This is a genomic window from Agaribacillus sp. DX54 (genome assembly GCF_056858335.1).
Genome location: NZ_JBXEQE010000032.1, coordinates 26,043 through 42,636, shown reverse-complemented (window position 1 = coordinate 42,636; position 16,594 = coordinate 26,043). Strand labels below are relative to the sequence as shown.

The window sequence follows — 16,594 nt, the reverse complement described above, 5'->3', positions numbered from 1 at the left end:
CAGCAAATCTTCAAATAGAATCGATTTTATGGTTTTATCAATACATGGGCCTTCAGAATGCCTGCCATACTGAGACTGTCGGTAATCTTTCCTTCGAGCACCATCTGATAAGCTTCACTGAATGGCAGCTTTACGATCTCCAGGTCCTCAGTCTCATCAAAATCAGTGGCACCGGCTGTTAGTTCTTCAGCCAAAAAAACAAATCCTTCCTCATCTGTTACGGAATTGGAGGTGTGGATTCTCATTATCTCTGTCCATTTCGATGCGGTAAGGCCGGTCTCCTCTTTCAACTCCCTCTGTGCAGACGCTAATAGGGGCACCCCTATCGGACCACCTCCCATAGGGATTTCCCAGGAGTATTCATCCAGCGTAAACCGGTATTGCCCTACCAACCATGTATTGCCGGCATTGTCTACCGGTATAATGCCAATGGCTTTGTTTTTAAATTTGACCTTACCATAAATCCCATTCCCCCCACTGGGGTTAATCACCCCGTACTCCTCGACAGTAATCCATGGATTGTCATAAATTTTCTTATACGAAAGCTTTTTCCAAGGGTTGTTTGTATTTTTATCCATATTTCAAAGAAAGGAATTAATCAAGTGAGAAAAAAGTGTGAGTTTGAGTTTGAGTGTGGGTGTGATTTGTGTGGGGAGGGGGATGTAGGAATATAGGGATTTTTTTAAGACTAAAGTTATGTTAAAAGCTTATTTTAAGAGGGGGTTGGTTGAGGCGGGGTGTGATGAGGCGGGGAGGGGGCCTTTGGCAGGACCGGTGGTGGCGGCAGCGGTAATTTTGCCAAAAGACTATCAGAACGAATCGCTCAACGACTCAAAAAAGTTAACGCGGAGCAAAAGGGAATGGCTGAAAGTTGAAATCGAGAAAGAAGCGCTCGCCTGGGGGGTGTCTTTTGTCGATAATCAAAAAATCGATGAAATCAACATATTGAATGCTTCATTTTTAGCGATGCATGAGGCCATCGGACAACTCAATGAAAAACCGGAATTACTGCTGATTGATGGCAACCGGTTTACACCTTACCCGGAAATCCCTCATCAGTGCATTATTAAAGGCGACGGTAAATATTTATCCATCGCTGCCGCATCTGTTCTGGCCAAAACTTACCGTGACCAATTGATGGAAAAGCTGGCGATCCAACATCCGGAATATGGTTGGGAAAATAACGCGGGCTACCCTACCAGGGCCCATCGCGAAGCCATCAAAAAATTCGGCCCCACACCCTATCATCGCAAGTCCTTTCGGCTTTTACCAGGGTAGATAAGCTATTTAAGTAAAAACACTTTTACGGTTGCTTGCACAGTTGCCGCTCATGCCGAAGCAGCCAGGCTTATTTAAGTAAAAACCCCGGCGACAACAGGAGTTGCCCACCGGGGTCAAAAAATCAAAACTACCAACTAAAACCATGTATCTTCATTGTTACTTTTTTCAAGTTGCCTGATGCTGGTCTGAAACCTGAAAGCATCATAAACCACATGAAAATTCCTTTTATCGACAACGCTTTCGTAAGCCAAATCCGCTACCACGACTTTGTTATGCTCAAAAGTGATGTTATTTAATATCTCCAGCAGATCTTTCGCATAAAGTGACTTATTGGCCAGCACCCTTCGGGTGAAATACACTTTATCATTATCAAATCTTCTCAAATTTAAACTGAACAAAAATCGCTCCATATCCACCAAATCGTGCGCTATGGTATAATATTTTTTATTGTCGCACCATTATTGGTCTTAAAAAACTGCGTTTGCGTGACGTGCCTTTAATTAAAAACTCACCAGCATCAACCCCGCTATTATTAGTAATCTTGTTTTCATAGCTTCTTGGTTTACATGAAAATCAATTTCAATCAGTAGAGGACAAAGTGTGTGCCAAAAGGTTTTTTTACCGGTTTCCAACTTGTTAAAAATTGTTAAATATTGATCATCAAATAGTTAAATGGTTGACAGAAAGCGAATTAGTAATAACCTGAACAGTCAATGGAATATTTTTCCGGTAATAGGGTAAAGCGTGTAAAAAGAAATTGGTAAATCTTATTACATTTGCTGCCATTATTATCGATCCGACAATTTTTAACGAAACACATGGACCTGAAAAAAGTAGCACTCAACGATATTCACGAAAAACTAGGCGCTAAAATGGTACCCTTTGCCGGTTATAACATGCCGGTAAGATATTCATCAGACAAAGAAGAACATCTGACGGTAAGGAATAATGTAGGCGTATTTGATGTTTCACATATGGGTGAATTTTTTCTCGAAGGCCCGGATGCTCTGGATCTGATTCAAAGCGTAACCTCCAATGATGCCGCCAAACTGGTAAAAGGCCAGGCACAATATAGCTGTTTACCGAATGAGCATGGTGGTATCGTTGACGATTTACTGGTTTATAAAATGGAAGAGGAAAAGTACATGCTGGTAGTGAATGCTTCGAACATCGAGAAGGACTGGAACTGGATTAAGCAGTACAATACCAAAGGGGTGAAAATGGAAAACCTTTCCGATTCCATGAGTTTGTTTGCGGTACAGGGGCCGAGAGCAACCGAAGTATTGCTACCACTTACAGGTGTCAGTTTAAATGAGATTAGGTTTTATACTTTCGTCGTAGACGAATTTGCCGGCGTACCGGACGTTATCATTTCCGCTACCGGATATACAGGAGCCGGGGGCTTCGAGATCTATGTAGACAACGAACATGCCCCACGGGTTTGGGATAAGATCATGGAAGCCGGCCGGCCATTGAACATAAAGCCTATCGGCCTTGGAGCAAGAGATACCCTAAGGCTTGAAATGGGCTTTTGCCTGTATGGAAATGACATTGACGACACCACCTCCCCCCATGAGGCCGGCCTTGGCTGGATCACCAAATATACCAAGGAATTCACCAACTGGGAAAATCTGAAAAAGCAAAAAGAAGAGGGGATCAAAAGAAAGCTTGTGGGCTTCACTATGGTGGATAAAGGTATTCCCAGGCAGGATTATGAGATTAGAAATGAAGGCGGTGAAACCATAGGCCGGGTCACATCAGGTTCCCTATCGCCTGGCTTGAATATAGGCATCGGTCTGGGATATGTAACCAAAGAATACAGCAAACCAGACACAGCAATATATATTGCCATAAGGAACAAAGTTTTAAAAGCCGTCGTAAAAAAGTTGCCGTTGATCCCGTAAAACCACTACATGATTAATTTGAAGCTCCCAGAGCAAAGAGCGTTGCATGAAAACCCCAACTACCCGCAGTGACAAAGCGCAGTCATCAAAACAGCAAACCAAAAACCATCTCTCCACCAAGTGTGTAGAGTTACCATAAACGGAGCGAAACTATGTTTCAAAGCGTCCCATTTGGCCAAATGCAAAATTTTACAGGTACCACCAGAGTGAATTATGGTAAAAAACACTTTCTAAGAGTAAGGCCAAGCGAGTATTTAACCTTATACGAACATGAGTTCACCGATTACAAATACGTCCCGCATTTTGACTCCAATCTTTATTTGAAAAGAACCCCCGAAACCCAGTTTACACATATCCCTACCGATAATCGGATCCGGCAAAAGAATAAAGATCTACTTTAGTGACTCCTTTACCATCATCAAAAAAATCGACCCCAAAGACTACCACTACAAAAACATAACCAACCTAATCCTAGATTACACCCCCCCTCCAAAACCAAAACCCTATCCCCTCCCCCAAATCACACCCAAACCCAAACCCAAACTCACACTCACACCCAATTTAATGATGCCCCGACCTCTGATAATGTTCCCTAATTAAATCCCTGCCAAAATCCCCATCAAAATCCCTCCAAACCGTATGAATATGGTTGGCATTATTCTGGGTATTGTCAAATTCAACAAGAAAGGTTTTTCCCTGTATTCTGTAATAATGGGGTTTTCCTATTTCTGTGGCACCTGCCCAACCGAATCTGATCGCATCTGTTTCTTCCGTCCTGAGATTTGACATTCTTTTCTCCGCTACTTCATGCGGCATGGCCGAAAGATATTCTTTCAAAAGTTCGAAAAGCACCTCCTGCTGCGCCTTGTTCATGTCCTTAACCGGGATACCCACTTCATCCAAAGGCTCCACCTCGGAAGCATTCGATGTGACTATCTCCTGAAATGCCGACAGTCTGAAAATGGCCTTTTTCTTTTGCGCTTCATTGAGCATATTCACCAGCTTTAGCCCGAGATCTTCTTCGTTTTTCAGCACCCTGGTGCCTTTCTTGGGCCCTTCCCTGACAGTGCCCGGGTTGGCCCCAAAAAAGCGGGGCACATAAGCCACCTGCTTGCCGACCACCGTAAAATTCAACGAAACATGATGCCCTTCAAAACGCCAGCCCCAGGTTTCATCATTAGCGGGATCCCCATAAAAGGCTACGAAATACATTTCAGAGTCCCGTTTAACCGGATCATTTTCCAATACTGCCAATACTTCTTCCAATGCTATAATATCCAGCGTTTTTTGATACCCCTTGTCACTTAAATAGACCTGTAGCAGTTCGTGAATGAACCCTTTTTGCCGATCATTCAACACTTTCAGGGGCAAACCCGGGCGTGGCCACGAGGCCGGAGGCAAAAAATGCCACTTTGACCTGCTCTCATCCTCCAGGGACATGAGCACTTTCTCTTTTTGCGCAGCATCCAGGGAATTTAAGAACCTGGTTGCCAGCACACTGGGTTCCGTTTTACAAATGGCCTCAAATGATAGGAAAACAACCACCATAAGCGGAACAAAATATTTCATCTTTTCCATGAAAAATAGATTTTGATGTGCAATAAGTCAACCTGAATAGTCAATATAGGATTTATTTGGTTTATTTCCTCGCTTGCCGGTCATAATTAATTCTCCGGAGCGATTAAGAGCATATCAAAATCAATTTAGTTGAGTTCAAGACTTAAAACCTAATAGTAAAATCATGAAACAACTCATTTTAATATGCACTATTTTGGCGCTTGCTATCAGCACGGCGTTGCTCACAGCCAACTTTTTGCCATGTTACCACATGTCGATCAGATGGTAAGGAAATAAGTGAAATAGTAATTTTCATCTTACCTTTTTGTAATATTGCAGCCAACTAGTTTTCAGTCAATGAACAAAATTGATGTTTGTCTGAGCCCTGATTTGATGCATTTATACCCGGTGACAGATAAAATTGTGGTGGTTGCAGATATTCTGAGGGCTACCTCCTGCATGACCGCTGGAATTGCCCATGGTGTTGCGGGTATCAGGCCATTTGCCGATTTAGAAAAGTGCAGGGCTATGAAGCACTGTGGTTATTTTATTGCCGGCGAAAGAAACGGGCAAAAGGTCGATGGTTTCGACCTGGGGAATTCCCCCTATGATTACAAACAGCAGCATTTAATTGGGAAAAATATTGCGGTAACCACTACCAACGGCACCCTGGCCATTGAAAAATCCAAAAATGCCAAAATGGTGGTCATCGGCGCCTTTTTAAACAAACAGGCCTTAGCTGATTTTTTAATGGAAAAAAATATGGATACCCTGATTCTTTGCGCCGGCTGGAAAGGAAAATTCAACCTTGAAGATACCTTGTTTGCCGGGGCTATGGTAGAGGCACTGCAAGGCAGATACTACCCTTCCTGTGACGCCCCCATAGCAGCCAGAACCCTCTACCTGGAGGCAAAAAAAGATCTGAGCGCCTATCTCAGCGACTCTTCCCACGTACAAAGGCTGAAACGCCTGAATATCGAAAAGGACATAACCTACTGTTTGCAGGAAAATCAACTCGATTGCGTCCCGGTATTAAAAGACGGCGAAATTGTCAAATTGAACTAATTATCCCATCCCCCCAACATCCTACTATTCTCTCATATAACTAAAGTTCTGTTATTTTCTGCGGATGGGAGCAACGCTGTTGGGAAACTACTATTCTACTAAATCATACCCCAACTCCTAACCCCCGGTTCCCTTTTTCCCCAACTTTTCATTCTTTTTATGCCGGTCCTTATCCCTTATCGATTTCTTTTCCATATTTTTTTTCAACGCCTCCGTGAGATCCACCCCGGTTTGATTGGCCAGACAGATCAACACCCAAAGAACGTCGGCCATTTCATCGGCCAGATCCTTTTGTCTGTCCGATTCTTTAAAAGACTGTTCCCCATATTTTCTGGCCATGATTCTTGCCACTTCCCCAACTTCTTCTGTCAATATCGCCATATTGGTCAATTCGTCGAAATACCTTACCCCCGTCGTATTGATCCATTCGTCAACCAATGCCTGTGCTTCTTTGATGGTCATTACCTGATATTTTTGATGATTTTTGCTAATATATAAATTATCAAACAAGAAACACCCATCCAAAGGAATTCACTGACTCATACCCTGACACGCCTACTGAAGAAGAAAGCTTTCACACCTAAAGATCCAAAAATCAAAGCCCTCTATTTTTTGTCTTTTGAATCGATTACAATAGTTACCGGCCCATCGTTGACCAAACTGACTTTCATATCTGCTCCAAACTCGCCCGTTTGGATACGATTACCCAACAACGTTTCTATATGTTGAATAAAACGCTCATACATCGGGATAGCTACCCCTGGCTTGGCAGCTTTGAGATAGGAAGGCCTGTTGCCTTTTTTGGTGCTCGCATGCAAGGTAAACTGGCTTATCAGCAAGATATTCCCGTTAACCTGACCCAGGCTTAAATTCATCATCCCCTGATCATCATTAAAAATCCTAAGATTAACAATCTTTTTAGCCAACCAGTCAATATCCTCTTTCCCGTCTGCTGCTTCAATACCCAGTAGCACCACCAGTCCCTGCCCTATTTTACCCCGGGCCCGATTGTTTATTTGCACATGAGCTTCCTGAACGCGTTGGATTACTGCAATCATTTATGACATGGAAATTTTGGCAATTTCGCTTGAGGATATCACATTTATTCCCTGTTGGTCGGTTTTAGCTAACGATACCATAGCACCCGCCACTTTTTCAGCCTCAATGGCCTTATAGGCTTTAAATGGTCCAAAAAACAAAAATGCCAGTTTTTCAGACAAGATTTGGGCCAGCCTTTCGCCGGGCCTTTTTTCTACTCTTGCCCCCAATAATAATGAAGGCCGGAGAATAAACAAAGATGTAAAACCGATTTTTGCCAATGCATCTTCCACCTCACCTTTCACCCGGTTATAGTATATTTTTGAATCCTTGTCTGCCCCTAATGCAGTTACTATCAAATACTTGCTGGCTCCGAGGTTTTTGGTTAATTCAGCCAAAGTGACTGGGTATGTAAAGTCTACCTTATAAAATGCCTCCCTGGAACCTGCTTTCCTCATGGTTGTTCCCAAACAACAAAATACATCATCGACTTTTGGAAGGGAAAATGATCCGGGATTATCAAAGTCAACCACTATATTGCGAACCTTTTCAGGCTGATCTCCGGTAAGTTCCCTGCGGGTGACGGTAATAATTTCCTGGTAATAGCTATCTGAAGCCAGTTTTTTTAACAGAAGTTTACCTATTAAACCAGTGGCACCCGCGACTAAGGCTATTTTGTTGTTTTGCACTTTCAGGTAATCTTTTGAAAAAAATATAGATTGTTGTATATCCACGCAAGGTACTCCTTAGTATCGCTGTCTAAGACAAGTCCTTTACCAAAGATAAAAACTCTGTTTGCAAAGTTTGGGCTTTATCTCTGGAATACCAGAGATGTATTTGCTGATAAATGTCAATATTGGGGTCGGACCCATTATTTTTGTAATCAGATAGTATATGTTGGGCCGGAGAAGGCCGTGGGCCCCAAACGGCCAGTTCCTGTAAGTTTTCTTTTTTCAGAAATATCAGTTTCGGGATGGCCCGGGCTCCGTTTGTCAAATAGGCATCCATAAGCCGGAGATGTCGATCCCGCAAAAGCAGTTTCAGTTCAATTTTATCAGAAAGGTTCGCCATCTTGTTGATCACCGGCAAGGTCTGGGCAGCATCTCCACACCATCCTTCTGTCAAAACCAACCAAATCAACTCATAAGGCACCTTTTTCAAGGCCAGGGACAAAGGCGCTTCTATGCTGACAATCTTGTCCCATTTTTTAGCACGTTGCTGATTCAACCGGGTATAGCTCACCAGGCTTTCATTCTGATCACCTGTGGTTGACTTACCTTCCAGCAGTAGTTTGTCTATCAATGCCAGGTAGGCATCGTAACTCATCGCTTTTTCTATTAATTCCTTGTCAATAATCATAACTAAACACAAAAAAATAACCTCATTAAGAGGCTATAACAAGTACATGACCGTATTTGTTCAATACGGAAGATCAAATGGGCTTCTTCTCCCAGGTTTCAAAGGCATCGATTTCCTTTTTAAAGTTGTTAAAAATCCAAATGATCACAGTAATGTCGTCCAGAAAACCTGTAACCGGGATAAAATCCGGCAAAATATCCAGGGGCATCACAAAGTAAACCAGTCCTGCCACCAGCATCACCACCATTTTCCAGGGAATTGCCCGGTATTCTCCCCGCACGTAGGCCTTAATCATCCGGATGAAAACCTTAACCCTTCTGAAAAAATCCCCAACGGTCAATTTGTTTTTATCCATTTTATTAAGCTTCTCCAACGTCATGGATATCAAATTTTTCAACTTTTCAGGGTTACGCAAAATACGTTCTGCCCTTGCCTTAGCACTTTTAAACTTCGAATGCTGCTGATATTGTGTCATACTTTCCTGATTATTTATCCATAATCCGATTTCATTTAACAACAATTAATTTACCCCAAAAGTCTCATCACCTGATCAAAACTGCTATTGAACAAAGTCAGCTTTCCATAACATCTCTCATGTTAAGAAGTGACTTCTATGCGAGGGCGCATCACCGGAGGGCAAACTGCCTGGTAAAATCAAAAGGATGTTCTTATTTCATCTTTTACCTTTTTTAACGCAACAGCGATAGGATCGTTATTTTTTTCCATCATCAATTCAAAAACTCTTTTAGCAAGATCTACGCTTTTGTCATCACTTTTTACCTGTTGAGCTGCGACGTTTACTACTGAAACTATATCCTCCATAGCGTTTTTTACCATTTCCCAGGCCTCATCACTCAGGTATACCTGCTGTGACAGGTTGTGATTGAACTCCTGTCTGATCTCGGCGATCAGTACCTGTTGAAATTGGGCAGCAGATAGTGAGGCATTGCTCAGCCTGACAACCAGGTTATTCGGGGAAATCCTTTCCAGAAACAGGCAAATTCTCTCATACGCCTGTAACCGGATCGGGAGCACGGTTTCTGTGTTTTTGATTTTTATATCGATCAGTTTTTTTTCCAGTTCCTTGGTAAGAAATGATTTTACTACCAAAAACATAGCATAAAGTACCGTACCTGCGGGTAAAAGAATTTTCCCAAAGTCTATAAGTGCATCCATATAAGTTAAAGTTGAAACAAATAATCTAAATTAAAGTTAAACCAATGATTAGAGTGATCTAATTTAAGTATTTTTGGTGTTGGTACAAATATTATAACGTATGCTGCCGCTAACCATTACAGAGAAGGCGCTTAAAGAGATAAAAGCCATTATGAAAAACAAAAACATTCCCGGAGAATACGGCCTTAGGATTGGCATCAAAGCCAGCGGTGGCTGTGGCGGAATCTCCTATTTGTTGGGTTTTGACAAGCAAAAACCCAGTGATGACAGTTATGAAATCGATGGAATTATGGTTTACATCGAAAAAAAACATGTAATGTACCTGGTAGGATTGGAGATGGATTACTACTCCGGGGCCGATGCACAGGGGTTTAATTTCCACAACCCTGAAAATCAGCCAAACTAATGTAGTACCTAATGGGCCTTTCCACGTATTCTATCTCTTTTGATAGTGATTTTTGCACGAGTACAAACCCCTCCGATGGGTGGGTTAAACTTGGATACGCTCACTTCAATTTTTTCTATCTGTTCAAATGTATCAAATACGGCATGAGCGATTCTTTCTCCGATATTTTCCAAAAGCCGCGAACGAATTTTCATTTCCGCCTCAATTACTTTGTATAATAATTCGTAGTTAACGGTTTCAGCAAGAGAATCGTCTTTGGCTGCCTGATGAAAGTCAGCGATTACTTTTATATCGACAGCATATTTGTTTCCGACCTTTTGTTCTTCGCGATAATAACCATGATAGGCGAAAAACTCCAGGCCTTCCAATGAAACTATGTCCATGAAAATTATTCTATTTGGTCAAAAAAGGAAGCAGGTTTGTCGGTGGATTTAGGTTTCTCGTTCTGAACCTCCAGTTTGATCTCGGGCACCTCTTTCCTGGCATCCCAGGACTTCTTTTTGCCCGGAGGATCTAATGTTTCTTTTGAATATTTGAAGGCCTTTTTGACAATACTATCCACACCATGTTTACTTTGCAGTGTTTTTCCTTTTTCTACTCTTTCGATTGTGCCACTGGCCAGATTCTTTAAATCATTAAGCAGATTATCATAATGATTTTCCATAATTTTATATGATTGCTGGAGGTTTTTCACTTCACTTTCCATTTCCTCCACGACCATTCTGGCTTTCATTTCTGCCTCCTCAATGATATTTTTAGCTTGATTTTTAGAGTCACTCAGTATGCCTTCGGCTTTCATCTGAGATTCTTTGAGATGAAGTTCCGCCGCCTTGTTGGCCTGATCTATTAAATTTGCGCCCGTATCTTCGGCTGTTTTGAGTGTTTTGTATAAAGACGATTCTACCTGTCTTAGTTTTTCTACCTCCCTTTCAGCATTCTTAAGCGCCAGTCTTAGCTCCCTCAACTCATCCTGCAACTTTTCCCATTCCTGCGACAATGAAAGCAAATAGGCATTCACTTCATCCTTATCATAACCTCTGAAACCCTTTTCAAAGCTTTTCTGTCGTATCTCTAAAGGAGTAATTTTCATATTTTACAGATTTATATTAATGTCCCAAACGGAAATGGACCGATCGTCACTGGCAGCGAGCAGCAGATTGTTGTAATCTGACCATAACAGCTTGTTTATCGAGGTTCCATGTCCGGCATGTCGGGACTTATCAATTACCTTTAGCAGCTTAAAGGACCTGGCGTCCCATACCTTGATGGATTTGTCCATACTACAAGTTACGAAATATTTTTCGTCCGGGCTAAAGTCAATATTATTGATTGCGTACATATGGGCAACAATGTCATCGGCCAGCTCATATTTTTTACTTGAATCCCAGATTTTGAGATGTGCATCCCGACTGCCACTTAATAAATAACGGAAATCGGGCGAATATTTTATAGTAAACACGGAATTATTATGAGCCTCCAGGGTATGTTTCAGCGCAAAAGTGTTTAAATCATAAATCCTCATCTTATTATCACTAAACGCTACGGCCACCTCATCGAGCGGTGGAGCGACAGCAATGGACCTGGCACTTTTTTCCGTATGACGTACCTGTTTGGCAATTTGCCATGACTTCACATCAACAATGAAGATAGTACCATTACCGGTCCCTGCAAACAGTAACTGTTTATGCGATTGGATATCAAATATGGCTTTATCATTGAGCTTCAAAGACCTGATTTCCTGGTTGGCATTTAAATCAATCTGATGTATGCCCTCAAAATTCTGACCGATGATCAGTTGATTTTCGGGTCGATAAAAATGGAGTGCATATACTGAGTTGGGCAGTTGGGCTATCAACTGGCCGTCTTCACCCTGCTGCAGGTTCCATTTTGCCACTAAACCATCACCTGCACCTGAAAAAAAAAGGGAAGGGTCGGAAGACCGCTCCAGTGTGTAGATGCAATCCCTGTGGCCAGTGAAGTTTTTTAATTTGGAGACGCTAATTTTTGACATTAATCATATATGGCCTAATTTGCCCTAAATTTATAACTATTTCAGCAAATTACTATTTATCAACGGTAAATAGATTGTCTTTATGCCGGTAATCAAGTACGAGCAAATTAATGCCAAATCCAGTTGGGTAGTTTGGAAAACCGATGAAACGATCGGTGATTTTATGCGGCAGGTATCGTTGGATGTACATGACAGGCAAGACTTAGCGCTAATCAGTCATGCCAGCAAAAAACTGGAATGGTTTTCAAGCCGGTTAGCAGTAAAGTATTTGCTTCAAAGACAGCAGTTAATGTTCAACGGCATAACGAAAGATCAATTCAATAAGCCTTTTCTCAAAAATCATTCTTCCCACATTTCAATTTCCCATTCCTTTCCATTTGCCACGGCAATTATACATACTGAAAAACCGGTAGGCATAGATATCGAACAGCCAAGAGGCAAAATATTAAAAGTGGCCGGGAAATTTTTAAACGCCACGGAAAGGGAATTTGCAAGTAATGATCTCGAGCTGTTAAGTATTTTATGGAGTGCAAAAGAGGTGCTTTACAAAATACACGGAAGAAAAAAGCTGACCTTTAGGCAACACCTGTTTATTGAACCGTTTGATAAAAATGATGAAGGTAATATCAGTTGTTCCATCGTATTTGACGAAAACAGGTTTCAAAATTATCAGTTAAAATTCCAAAAAATTGACAGGCACTATGTGGTATTCAATCATTAGATAATACAATTTTCAGATTGGTTTTATTTTATGTCTTTTGATATCTTACACCCTGAATTATATTAGATAAATAATTCATTATCTTTAAAAAAAAATATATATGCAGAACAAAGTAATTATTATAACATTGCTATTTTTTAGCTGCAATCTTCCGGTATTTTCCCAGCAGGGTGGGGTTAAAGATTTTAAATTAATCAATGCGGTCAACAAAAACGAGGTGTCACTGAGCGATTTTAATAACAAAAAGGTGATTGCGGTGATATTTACCAGCAACTATTGCCCTTATTCGAAGTTATACGAACAAAGAATTCTCGACCTCCACAAACGTTTTGCGGGACAGGGTTTTCAAATCCTCCTGATCAATCCTAACAATCCTGAAAAAAGCAAAGACGACAGTATTGAAAAAATGGCTCAAAAGGCCAGGGATAAAAAGTTTCCCTTTCCATATCTCGCAGATAAAAACCAGCTAGTCTGCAAACAATTCGGCGCTACAAAAACCCCGGAGGCCTTTTTGCTTGCTAAAAAAGGAAATTCATTTCAGATAGTTTATCATGGTGCGATTGACGATAACCCCCAGGTACCCCAGGATGTGACCAACGCTTATATCAGTGATGCTATTGTGGCTGCGTTAGGTGGCAAAGCTGTTCGCAACGCTAAGACGAGGGCTACGGGCTGTGTAATTAAGATGAATTGAGGGATCAGGGGTCAGGGGAGAGGTGTCCTGACACCTCTCCCCTGACCCCTCAACGTAAACTTAAAAGCACTCCCCTCACCCTTTTTACTCTCAGCCCAAATCTTTCCACCGTTCTTTTCAATGAACTCCTTAGATAAAATCAAGCCGAGCCCGGTGCCGACCTCTTTGGATTTATCGATTTTGGTAAAGGCCTCTTTGACCTTGAAAAGATTTTCTATCTCATCTTCTGAGATGCCTATACCCGTGTCAGTTACTGCCACTTCGACAAACTGGCCGTTACGCTGCGAAGTTACTGATATGGTGCCTCCCTCGGGGGTAAACTTCAAAGCATTGGCAACGAGGTTCCTGATGACCAGCTTCACCATGTCACAATCCGCGTAGGCAAACTCTCCGGGTGGCACATTATTTATTTGCTTTATTCCCTTCTTGTTAAAATTATAATTAAAAAGTTTGAAAGTTTCACAGGCAATTTCACAGATATCGACTTTAACCGTTGTCACTTTAATCCCCTGCATCTGTGACCTGGCCCAGTTCAACAGGTTATCGAGGAGGTTAACCGAAACACCCACATCCTGGGTAATATTACCGATCAGGTATTTTAACTCATCGGCTGACAGGTTACCTGAACTCAGCAGGTTGAGCATCTGCTTAATTGAATTCAGCGGTCCCTTCAAATCATGCGAAATAATTGACAACAGCTTATCCTTACTTGAATTAATTTTTTGCAACGCCTCTTTTTGCTTCTTTAAATCCGAGGTACGTTCCTCTACCTGCTTCGATAGCTCCTGATTCATGATCCGGAAATTGCGGATTTTGAGGGAATACCCTAAAACACCCAGGGCCAGCACCAACAAGGCTACCACGCCATAAAACCAAGTGGTTTTATAAAAATAGGTCTCCTGTACAATTTCCACACTGGCATATTTTTCATTCCAAATGCCATCGTCATTGGCAGCCTTTACCTTGAATGTATAGAAGCCGGGGGGAATATTGTTATAATAAGCCACACGCCGTTGACCGGCATTCACCCAGTATTTGTCCAGATTTTCGAGCTTGTATTTAAATTTTATCTTTTCAGAAGCTGTGTAGTTAAGCCCCGTATAGTGAAACTCTATGTTTCTTTCTCCGGGATCGATGGTTACAACATTTTGTAACGAAGTTTCCAGACCATCGATTACCAGTTTCTCTATAGATACCTTGGGTGGAATGACATTGACAGGGATATTGTTCGGATCAATCACTGCAACACCTTTTAATGTCGGTAGCCAGAATTTTCCCTTGTCATCGACAAAAGCCCGCGAGCTACCGGTAATACTATTGGTTCTCAAACCATATGATTTATCATATAATTTCACTTTGTCGATGATAGAAGCTTTGCTATGGCCGGCATTGAGCAGGTCAAATTTATTAATGACAAAAATCCCTTTGGCTGTGGTGAACCACATCTTTTGCCGGTCATCTTCCAAAACCTGGAAAACCGACTTTTTAATGATTTCATTTATTCCATGATAAAAGGTGAATTCTTTGCCATCATAGCTGCAAATACCTTTACTCGTTGCCAGCCAAAGGATTCCTTTTTGATCCTGATAAATATTAAATACAACATTGGCCAGCAGCCCGTTCTCCTTCGTAAAATTGGTAATCTTGCCATTTTGATACAAGCTCAGACCACCCCCGTTAGTTCCGACCCATATATCTCCGCCTGGCTCCTGCATCAGTGCCAGGATGTGAGCATTCAGCAAACCATTGTCGTTGTTTAAAATTTCAATTTTACCATCATTAATGATATTAATCCCGTCAGAGGTACCAACCCAGAGACGGCCCTTCCGGTCCAGCAACAAACATCTCGCAGCATTGTCGGAGAGGCCGTTTTGTGTGTTATATCGTTGATTCCATGTGCCATCATATTGATATAATCCATCATAGGTGGCAACCCATAAATTTCCCTGCGAATCTTTCAAAAAATCCTTCACTGTATTCTGCAGGGTATTTTCCGGAAAAAAATAATTGCGGAATTTTCCATCTCTAAACGCTGAGACCCCGTTTTCAGTACCGATCCAATAAGTTTCACCATCCTGAAATATGGTATTTACAACGTTATAGCACAGCCCCTCTTCAGTACCATAGTTATAAAAGCTGCCATTTTTTATTCTGACTACTCCTCCCCTGAAGGTGCCCAGCCATATTCCCTGCTCACCATCATCCATCAACGCAGTGACAATATTGTTGGGAAGTCCCTTAGGTTCATCATATGTGGAAAAAACCCCCTCATAAAACCGAAGCAACCCATTGTCTGTGGCAATAAAAATATTGCCGTGGCCATCCTCTAAAAATTGATTGGTGTTGTCCGAAAGCAGTCCGTATCGTTGGGTAAGGTTAACAAATTCGTGTTCATAAATCTTCATTATCCCGATATCCGAACCTACCCAAAGATGGTTCTTCGAATCTTCGTAGATGGTCCTGATGGCGTTACTGATCAATCCATGTTTGGTGGTAAAGTGTTCGATGTAATTTTCTGATTTCTTAATCAGGCCGGCCATTTTGGTGGCAATCCAGAGATCACCCCGGGAATCGACAAATAAGTCGTTGACAGTTAGGTTTTTGAGGCTGGGAAAGTCTTCGATGGTATAAAACTCGTTATTGACTATTTTTCCCAGGCCGATGTCACTTCCCACCCAAACCGTACCATCACCGGTCTGGGCGAAAGCCGTCACAGAAGCTGTCCTGAATGGCTCCGTTACCGCTAAGGTATCGAATTGACCATCCACATATTTAAGAAATCCTGAGCCATTGGTCCCTATCCAAAGGTTTTTATGACGATCTTCGAAGAGAGACAGGGTTTCCTGGTTGTTTGCCAAAAAAGGCACATTGTCCCTGTCAAAATAATCATATTTGATGCCATCATACCTCGCTAATCCATCAAATGTGGCAATCCAGATATAGCCGTTACCGGTCTTTACAATATCCTTAACCACATTGTCAGGTAATCCGTTCTCTATATTCCAAAAGTCATAAGAGTATTGAGAAAACGCTTTCATTGGGTCCAGGCCGCCTTTTTTCCTGACTTGTGCCAACGCAGTAAAACTGAATTGATGCAAAAGCAATATCAATCCTCCAATAAAAATTTTTCCCCAATTCCTATAAACCATTTTATAACTATTCGAAAAATCCTAGTTAACCGAAAAATAAGAGAGGTTAAATACTAAAATTCTTCAAATATCCGAAAACCAGGCCATAATAACGCTTTAAAAACAGGCCTTTTCTAACATGCAATAACTAATTGGCAATTATGAAAGCAGGAGGTTATTACACTTAAAATCAAGGGATTGACACTTTGTGTTGTATAACGGAGGAATGAATCACCATAGCAGGGATTTTACCG

Annotated in this window: 19 protein-coding genes; 6 read left to right on the top strand and 13 right to left on the bottom strand. The window is 41.6% G+C overall.

Annotated elements, in window-relative coordinates:
- Positions 1-26 precede the first annotated feature (26 nt).
- The gene (locus tag AC04NP_RS24680; protein WP_482862689.1) at positions 27-578 is read right to left on the bottom strand and encodes an NUDIX domain-containing protein; all 552 of its coding nucleotides are present in this window, start codon (positions 576-578) and stop codon (positions 27-29) included.
- A 118-nt stretch (positions 579-696) separates the two neighbouring features.
- Between AC04NP_RS24680 and AC04NP_RS24675 the strand changes: the two genes are divergently transcribed.
- A complete protein-coding gene (locus AC04NP_RS24675) occupies positions 697-1,278 on the top strand; it encodes a ribonuclease HII (protein WP_482862688.1) in 582 nt (193 codons plus the stop codon).
- A gap of 137 nt (positions 1,279-1,415) precedes the next feature.
- Here AC04NP_RS24675 and AC04NP_RS24670 read toward each other — a convergent pair whose 3' ends face one another.
- Positions 1,416-1,691, bottom strand: coding sequence for a proline and serine-rich protein 1 family protein (locus AC04NP_RS24670; RefSeq protein ID WP_482862687.1), 276 nt, complete (start codon positions 1,689-1,691; stop codon positions 1,416-1,418).
- Positions 1,692-2,099: 408 nt separating this feature from the next.
- On the opposite strand from AC04NP_RS24670, the gene gcvT reads away from it, so the two are divergent.
- Positions 2,100-3,185 carry a glycine cleavage system aminomethyltransferase GcvT gene (gene gcvT / locus AC04NP_RS24665; RefSeq protein WP_482862686.1) on the top strand — a complete coding sequence of 362 codons (1,086 nt, stop codon included), beginning with the start codon at positions 2,100-2,102 and terminating at the stop codon, positions 3,183-3,185.
- Between the two features lie 561 nt (positions 3,186-3,746).
- Here gcvT and AC04NP_RS24660 read toward each other — a convergent pair.
- On the bottom strand, positions 3,747-4,763 hold the full coding sequence (locus tag AC04NP_RS24660; RefSeq protein WP_482862685.1) for a DUF3500 domain-containing protein: 1,017 nt from the start codon (positions 4,761-4,763) through the stop codon (positions 3,747-3,749).
- Between the two features lie 336 nt (positions 4,764-5,099).
- Between AC04NP_RS24660 and AC04NP_RS24655 the strand changes: the two genes are divergently transcribed.
- Positions 5,100-5,807: a 2-phosphosulfolactate phosphatase gene (locus AC04NP_RS24655; RefSeq protein WP_482862684.1), complete on the top strand. Its 708-nt coding sequence runs from the start codon at positions 5,100-5,102 to the stop codon at positions 5,805-5,807.
- A gap of 117 nt (positions 5,808-5,924) precedes the next feature.
- Here the strand turns inward: AC04NP_RS24655 and AC04NP_RS24650 are convergent, their stop codons facing one another.
- The 6 genes from AC04NP_RS24650 to AC04NP_RS24625 all read right to left on the bottom strand — a co-directional run bounded on the left by AC04NP_RS24650 (position 5,925) and on the right by AC04NP_RS24625 (position 9,380).
- Positions 5,925-6,269 carry a nucleotide pyrophosphohydrolase gene (locus AC04NP_RS24650; protein WP_482862683.1) on the bottom strand — a complete coding sequence of 115 codons (345 nt, stop codon included), beginning with the start codon at positions 6,267-6,269 and terminating at the stop codon, positions 5,925-5,927.
- Between the two features lie 143 nt (positions 6,270-6,412).
- The gene (dtd, locus tag AC04NP_RS24645) at positions 6,413-6,865 is read right to left on the bottom strand and encodes a D-aminoacyl-tRNA deacylase (protein WP_482862682.1); all 453 of its coding nucleotides are present in this window, start codon (positions 6,863-6,865) and stop codon (positions 6,413-6,415) included.
- Positions 6,866-7,579: an NAD-dependent epimerase/dehydratase family protein gene (locus AC04NP_RS24640; protein WP_482862681.1), complete on the bottom strand. Its 714-nt coding sequence runs from the start codon at positions 7,577-7,579 to the stop codon at positions 6,866-6,868.
- Between the two features lie 25 nt (positions 7,580-7,604).
- Positions 7,605-8,204 (bottom strand): thioredoxin family protein, encoded by a 600-nt coding sequence (locus AC04NP_RS24635; RefSeq protein WP_482862680.1) that lies wholly within the window; start codon positions 8,202-8,204, stop codon positions 7,605-7,607.
- A 73-nt stretch (positions 8,205-8,277) separates the two neighbouring features.
- The gene (locus tag AC04NP_RS24630) at positions 8,278-8,679 is read right to left on the bottom strand and encodes a YkvA family protein (RefSeq protein WP_482862679.1); all 402 of its coding nucleotides are present in this window, start codon (positions 8,677-8,679) and stop codon (positions 8,278-8,280) included.
- Positions 8,680-8,858: 179 nt separating this feature from the next.
- A complete protein-coding gene (locus AC04NP_RS24625; protein ID WP_482862678.1) occupies positions 8,859-9,380 on the bottom strand; it encodes a DUF7935 family protein in 522 nt (173 codons plus the stop codon).
- 100 nt (positions 9,381-9,480) lie between these two features.
- On the opposite strand from AC04NP_RS24625, the gene AC04NP_RS24620 reads away from it, so the two are divergent.
- Positions 9,481-9,786, top strand: coding sequence for a HesB/IscA family protein (locus AC04NP_RS24620; protein WP_482862677.1), 306 nt, complete (start codon positions 9,481-9,483; stop codon positions 9,784-9,786).
- 8 nt (positions 9,787-9,794) lie between these two features.
- Here AC04NP_RS24620 and folB read toward each other — a convergent pair whose 3' ends face one another.
- The 3 genes from folB to AC04NP_RS24605 are packed head-to-tail and all read right to left on the bottom strand — an operon-like array spanning position 9,795 to position 11,797.
- Positions 9,795-10,169, bottom strand: a complete 375-nt coding sequence (gene folB / locus AC04NP_RS24615; RefSeq protein ID WP_482862676.1) for a dihydroneopterin aldolase — start codon at positions 10,167-10,169, stop codon at positions 9,795-9,797.
- 5 nt (positions 10,170-10,174) lie between these two features.
- Positions 10,175-10,876 (bottom strand): DivIVA domain-containing protein, encoded by a 702-nt coding sequence (locus tag AC04NP_RS24610; RefSeq protein ID WP_482862675.1) that lies wholly within the window; start codon positions 10,874-10,876, stop codon positions 10,175-10,177.
- 3 nt (positions 10,877-10,879) lie between these two features.
- Positions 10,880-11,797: a WD40 repeat domain-containing protein gene (locus AC04NP_RS24605; RefSeq protein WP_482862674.1), complete on the bottom strand. Its 918-nt coding sequence runs from the start codon at positions 11,795-11,797 to the stop codon at positions 10,880-10,882.
- Between the two features lie 82 nt (positions 11,798-11,879).
- On the opposite strand from AC04NP_RS24605, the gene AC04NP_RS24600 reads away from it, so the two are divergent.
- Together AC04NP_RS24600 and AC04NP_RS24595 are read left to right on the top strand one after the other, a co-directional pair.
- Positions 11,880-12,518 (top strand): 4'-phosphopantetheinyl transferase family protein, encoded by a 639-nt coding sequence (locus AC04NP_RS24600; RefSeq protein ID WP_482862673.1) that lies wholly within the window; start codon positions 11,880-11,882, stop codon positions 12,516-12,518.
- Positions 12,519-12,618: 100 nt separating this feature from the next.
- Positions 12,619-13,212 (top strand): thioredoxin family protein, encoded by a 594-nt coding sequence (locus AC04NP_RS24595; protein WP_482862672.1) that lies wholly within the window; start codon positions 12,619-12,621, stop codon positions 13,210-13,212.
- Positions 13,213-13,223: 11 nt separating this feature from the next.
- On the opposite strand, the gene AC04NP_RS24590 is transcribed toward AC04NP_RS24595, so the two are convergent.
- The gene (locus tag AC04NP_RS24590; RefSeq protein ID WP_482862671.1) at positions 13,224-16,250 is read right to left on the bottom strand and encodes a sensor histidine kinase; all 3,027 of its coding nucleotides are present in this window, start codon (positions 16,248-16,250) and stop codon (positions 13,224-13,226) included.
- Between the last annotated feature and the right edge of the window lie 344 nt (positions 16,251-16,594).